The following is a 5,493-nucleotide window of genomic DNA, read 5'->3' on the forward strand; positions in this document are numbered from 1 at the left end:
GCTTAATTTTACAATCAGCGGGTAAAAAACTTATTCAGTATTTGATACAAAAAAATTGTACAATTTCATACAGTTTAATTGAATGATCAGAAATATAAAAGTTTTTGATCATTTTTATAGCACATTTTTAACTGTATACTATACTCGGCTTTTAATGTATCTATGAGATAATTTGATGTTATTTTTCTATTTAAATGGAGGAAGGTTTATATTTATTTGTCACTAATTATTTTAAAATTCGATCATTGACAAATAAATTATCGAATGATATGTTTAGTAGGCTAAGTATTTTGGGAGTAAAGGAGATTATACTATGGAACCTAGTGTCGCTTGTGAAATACGTATGGGTTTAGATGCTATTTCTTCGCAATTGCGTCGCAATTATAGTGAAAGCCTTAGAGAGCTTAACCTTTATGTAGGACAAGATAATCTACTGCGTCGTTTATGGGCTGGTGATGGGATCACACAAATGGAACTAAGCGAATGGTTAAAGTGTGAACCACCAACAGTATCAAATACGGTGAAATCATTAGAACATAACGGATTTATCTATCGTCAACGTGATGAACAGGATGGTAGAGTCATGCGGATTTTTTTGACAGATAAAGGAAAAGAGGTTGAAAAGGCAGTTAACCAAATGTGGAAAGCGCATCAAGAAACATTGCTTGAATCCATTTCAGAAGAAGAACGATTACTACTCAGAGATTTGATTAAACGCATGGAAAAAAACTTAGATTAAGTTTTTTTCGGCTTTTATTTAGCATGCTAAATAAAAGCTTGTTTGATAGTATTTTCACAGGAACTTTTACAACCCCAACTGATTAATAGTTAGCATACTAAATTTTTAGGAGGATTAAAATTATGACTAACAGAGTAGCCGAAATCTTAAATATTGAAAAACCAATCGTCCAAGGCCCGATGTCTTGGATTACAAATGCTGAATTAGTTGCAGCTGTAAGTAATGCAGGTGGATTGGGAATCTTAGGACCAAATGCAGGACAGACAGAGATCACACATTCACCAGAAGTCACTGCTCAAAGAATGAGAAATGAAATTATCAAAACAAAAAACTTAACAGATAAACCCTTTGCTGTCAGCTTGATTTCAATTGAAGATCTAACTTATACGTGGCCAATCTTAGAAGCTGTTATTGAAGAAAATGTTCCTGTAGTCCATGTGGGGGGAATCTTAAATGAAAAACTTCTTGCACCATTAAAAAGACATAATATTAAAGTTATTTATCGTCCAATCACTCCGACGATTGAAAATGCGAAAGCTGCTGAAAAAGCAGGGGTAGATATCTATGTAGCAACTGGTTTTGATGAAGGTGGTACGGTGCCAGAACGGGTGATCGGTACATTTTCAATTATTCCAATGATTGCAGATGCAATCAAGATCCCATTAATGGCTGCTGGTGGCATTGGTGATATCAGAGGGGTTCGTGCTGCATTTGCTTTAGGTGCAGAAGGTATTTTTGCCGGAAGTGTTTTTATTCCAACAAAAGAAAGCCCAGCGGCAGAAAATGTTAAACAAATGATTGTGGATGCAACAGCTGAAGACTTGCTACTATTTCGTACTTTACCAGCCTATTACCGTTCTTTGCCTACGGCGTTAGCAAAGAAATTAGTTGAAATGGACGAACAAGGTGCTAGTCGGGAAGAAACAGCAGAATTAATGGGTGGAACAAGTGGTATGCGTATTGGGATGCTTGAAGGAAATACAACAGATGGTTATATCTCAGTAGGTACTGGTATTACACCTATCAAAGCAATTCATTCAGTAAAAGAAGTAGTAGATTTCTTGATGCAAGACTTTGCCTAAACTAGCTTGTCAATTAGCAGTTTTTATAAAGTTGAAGGCTCTTATAACATAAATTAAGAAAGAGGTTTGTGGTATGACAACACAGAAAGTTTGGTTTATTACTGGTGCGGCTCGTGGAATAGGGAGCGATCTAGCCAAGGCTGCATTAAAGCGGGTCATCAAGTTGTAGCTACAGCAAGAGAGGCAGCTGCGGTTTCAGCAGAAATCGGTCAGCACGAAAGGTTGCTTCCACTTTCTATGGATGTAACAAATTCAGCTAGTATCGATCAAGCCATCCATGAAACACTAGATTATTTTGGACGTATCGATGTCTTAATTAACAACGCCGGCCGTTTTTCTACTGGATTTTTTGAAACAGTGACCCCTGATCAGGTTCGTGATCAAATGGAAGTTACTTTTTTTGGAACTCTAAATGTAACTAGAGCTGTTTTGCCAGTCATGCGGAAACAGCGTCAAGGACATGTGATCACTATCAGTGCTGCAAGGGGTATAGTGGGTGAGCTATTCATATCTATATTCTCAGCATCGAAATTTGCCCTAGAAGGTTGGATGGAGGCACTTGGTGCAGAAGTAGCGCCTTTTGGAATCTTAACCACGATTGTAGAACCTGGAGCCTTTCGTACAAAGCCAGGAAAAGATCGTCTGCGGACTCTCTTTCCTGAAATATCTATAGAGGATTATGCAGAAGAAACTAAAAAACGCATAGAAAGTGTCAAGGATTTTTATGGCAATGAACCAGGGCACCGTGACAAATTTGCCACTGCGTTTATTTCTATCATGGATATGGAGCAACCGCCCAAACGCTGGGTCGCAGGAAAAGATGCAGTTGATGATGTAATAGCTAAAGGAAAACAGCTTGTGGAAGATGCCACAGCGTATTTTGATCTATCAACTAGTCTTAGTCATGAGGACTGACACAAGCGAATAAACTAGAGTAAGTAAATTTCTCATTCCTTTTGTCTATACGAATTGCTTGGATAGAAAGCAGTCAGTATAGCAATAGGAAAGGAGAAAGAGAATGATTCGTTGGGTTGCAGAGGATTTAGGAAATACCATATGATGTAGTAAAAAAGTTAAAGTGTCTTTGCTAAAACCAACAAATATCAATGATCTTTCGATTGATTCTGAGAATGAATTTGCTACTTTAATTTCTGTGGAGCTAAATGATTACTTAAAAGATGTCCAACTAGATAAACAAACAATGTCTGAAGCTTTGGTTCAAAAATTAAATATATGATACGAAAGAGAAATATCATCTGTCTGGTAAAGGACAGGTGATGTTTTTTCGTAATAAGTATTCATAAGTGAGGAAAGTTAATCATAGAAGAGGGGAATTCCCAAGATCAAAGATTCATGCAAAGACAGAGAAAAAGAGGAGTATTATGAAAAGTCTAATAGAAGAATTCGTCTTGCAAAGGAGAATCACTCATCTTTCTTCTATCCCATCCATACAAAACAATAAAAAATAATGAAACCCTATCCAAGCAACAATTAGCTAACTTGTTATATTTGAAATTTTGTTAAAGTTACTTAAAAATGTGTTCTTTTTTGATGAACTATGGGATTATAGTATAAAGTGGCAACTTTTATGAAGTTTTTGCTTGCTATTTTTTGGTAATGCACGTATATTACGAATGAAAAAAGTTTATGAAAAGTTGGAATATTGAATGGAAAAACAAAAAAGATTAAAAAATAGCCGGTATATCACGGGCTTCGATGGGATTCGTTCATTAGCGGTCATCGGAGTTATTTTATACCACTTGTTGCCAACAAGTATGAAGGGTGGTTACCTCGGAGTTCCGATATTTTTTGTCGTTTCAGGTTATCTTATCACCGATCTCTTACGACAAGAGTGGGACCAAAATGGTAAAATCAATATTTGGCAATTTTATGTTCGGCGAATGAAACGATTGTATCCTGGGCTCGTTTTCTTGCTTATTACTGCTTCAGCATATATTACGCTATTCCAGCGAGGATTGTTGAATAATCTTCGGGGCGTTGTACTCAGCAGTTTATTCTATGTCAATAACTGGTGGCAAATCAATAATGGATTATCCTATTTTGATCGTTTTGCAAATGAGTCGCCATTTACCCATATTTGGTCCTTAGCAGTAGAGGCGCAAAACTATCTGATCTGGCCGATCATCTTTGTATTACTGATGGTATTTGTCCGTAAGAAAAAAAATATTTTTTATGTCATTATGGGCACAGCCATTGCATCAGCGATTTTGATGATGGTGCTATACTCGCCAAATGGCGATCCTACCCGTGTGTATTATGGGACAGATACTCGCTTGTTCTCGATTTGGATGGGGAGTGCATTGGCTTTTGTTTGGCCAAGTACGCGATTAAAGAAAAATATCCCTAAACAAGCAAAGAAAGTATTGAATTTAGCGGGTTTTACTTCATTGATCACGTTGATCCTCTTTTTCTTTTTCTTAGATGACCATTTGAGCTTTATCTATTATGGCGGGTTCTTTTTAGTCAGTCTTTTATGTATGGTTCTTGTGGCAGTCACAGCGCATCCAGGTGCGAGCTTGAATCGCTGGTTGACGAATCCGGTCTTTAGTTGGATCGGTAAACGAAGTTATGGGATCTATTTGTACCAATTTCCGGTGATGATTTTTTACGAAGCGAAAGTATCAGGTATCGCTGATCATGTGTTATTACACACGGTCATTGAAATCACGTTGATTTTATTGATCAGTGAACTGTCGTACCGCTTTATTGAACGTCCGTTGGCACGCTTTGATTATAGTAAAACGTTTCGTGTCGTCAAAGGCTGGTTCACTAAACCTATTTTCAGTTGGAAAAAGCCATGGGTGGTCCCTGGAACCTTAGTCGTAGCGATTGCATTAGTCGGGTTCGTAACAGCACCTAAAAATGCTGTGACAGCAGACCAAGAGCAATTACAAAAGAATATTGCTGAAAGTAAAAAATTAGCTGAAAAAAGTCAGAATAATCAAGGCAATAATGTAGCACCTATTGACCAAGCTATTTTGGATAAATATGATTTGACCAAAGCGCAAGGGGAAAAAGCCCAACAATTAGAGCTGACTGCATTTGGTGATTCAGTCATGTTAGATGCTGCGGCAGATTTAAAAGAACTATATCCGCAAGTAGTCGTAGATGGCGATGTCGGTCGTCAACTCTACACAAGCCTTCCTTATATCGAAGAACTGAAAAATAGAGATCTATTGAAGGATACGGTATTAATTGGGTTAGGAACAAATGGCTCTTTTTCTGAGGCGCAATTTGATAGCTTGATGAGCGCGATCGGGGATCGAAAAGTTTATTGGGTCAATGTCCGCGTACCAACGAAGCGCTGGCAAAATGAAGTCAATGCCATGCTCGCAGAAATGGAAAAGAAATATGACAATATGACAGTGATCGATTGGTATGGTTATAGTAATGACCATAGTGAATGGTTCTATGATGATCAAGTCCATCCAAATCCAGATGGTATGTTGAATTATATCCATCTAGTCAGTGAAGCACTATTAGGTGGAACAAAAGAATCTGAGACAAGTCAAACAAGTGAGACTTCTTCAACTAATACGAGCGATACTTTATCTGACAGTACTCAAGCAAGTGAATAAAAACTGAAGTTGTGACAGCAATGTTTTGACCTGAGCAGTGGGATAATTTTTACAAAAAAAGTGCCTCAACGAA

General features: G+C 37.5%; 4 protein-coding genes. All 4 read left to right on the top strand.

Annotated elements, in window-relative coordinates; genetic code table 11:
* The first annotated feature begins 313 nt into the window (after positions 1–313).
* Entirely contained in the window at positions 314–739 is a 426-nt protein-coding gene (locus CUS89_RS13675) for a MarR family winged helix-turn-helix transcriptional regulator (protein ID WP_104872536.1), read from the top strand.
* 122 nt (positions 740–861) lie between these two features.
* Positions 862–1,821, top strand: a complete 960-nt coding sequence (locus tag CUS89_RS13680) for an NAD(P)H-dependent flavin oxidoreductase (protein WP_104872537.1) — start codon at positions 862–864, stop codon at positions 1,819–1,821.
* A gap of 144 nt (positions 1,822–1,965) precedes the next feature.
* Positions 1,966–2,736: an SDR family NAD(P)-dependent oxidoreductase gene (locus tag CUS89_RS13685; protein ID WP_258082435.1), complete on the top strand. Its 771-nt coding sequence runs from the start codon at positions 1,966–1,968 to the stop codon at positions 2,734–2,736.
* A 752-nt stretch (positions 2,737–3,488) separates the two neighbouring features.
* Positions 3,489–5,420 carry an acyltransferase family protein gene (locus CUS89_RS13690; protein ID WP_104872538.1) on the top strand — a complete coding sequence of 644 codons (1,932 nt, stop codon included), beginning with the start codon at positions 3,489–3,491 and terminating at the stop codon, positions 5,418–5,420.
* Positions 5,421–5,493: the final 73 nt, after the last annotated feature.

The organism is Enterococcus mundtii (genome assembly GCF_002947535.1).
GTDB classification, from domain to species: domain Bacteria; phylum Bacillota; class Bacilli; order Lactobacillales; family Enterococcaceae; genus Enterococcus_B; species Enterococcus_B mundtii_B.

What these genes read in the sequence shown, in the direction of transcription:
- CUS89_RS13675 (WP_104872536.1), top strand. Translation starts at nt 314, where the DNA reads ATGGAACCTAGTGTCGCTTGTGAAATACGTATGGGTTTAGATGCTATT.
- CUS89_RS13680 (WP_104872537.1), top strand. Translation starts at nt 862, where the DNA reads ATGACTAACAGAGTAGCCGAAATCTTAAATATTGAAAAACCAATCGTC.
- CUS89_RS13690 (WP_104872538.1), top strand. Translation starts at nt 3,489, where the DNA reads ATGGAAAAACAAAAAAGATTAAAAAATAGCCGGTATATCACGGGCTTC.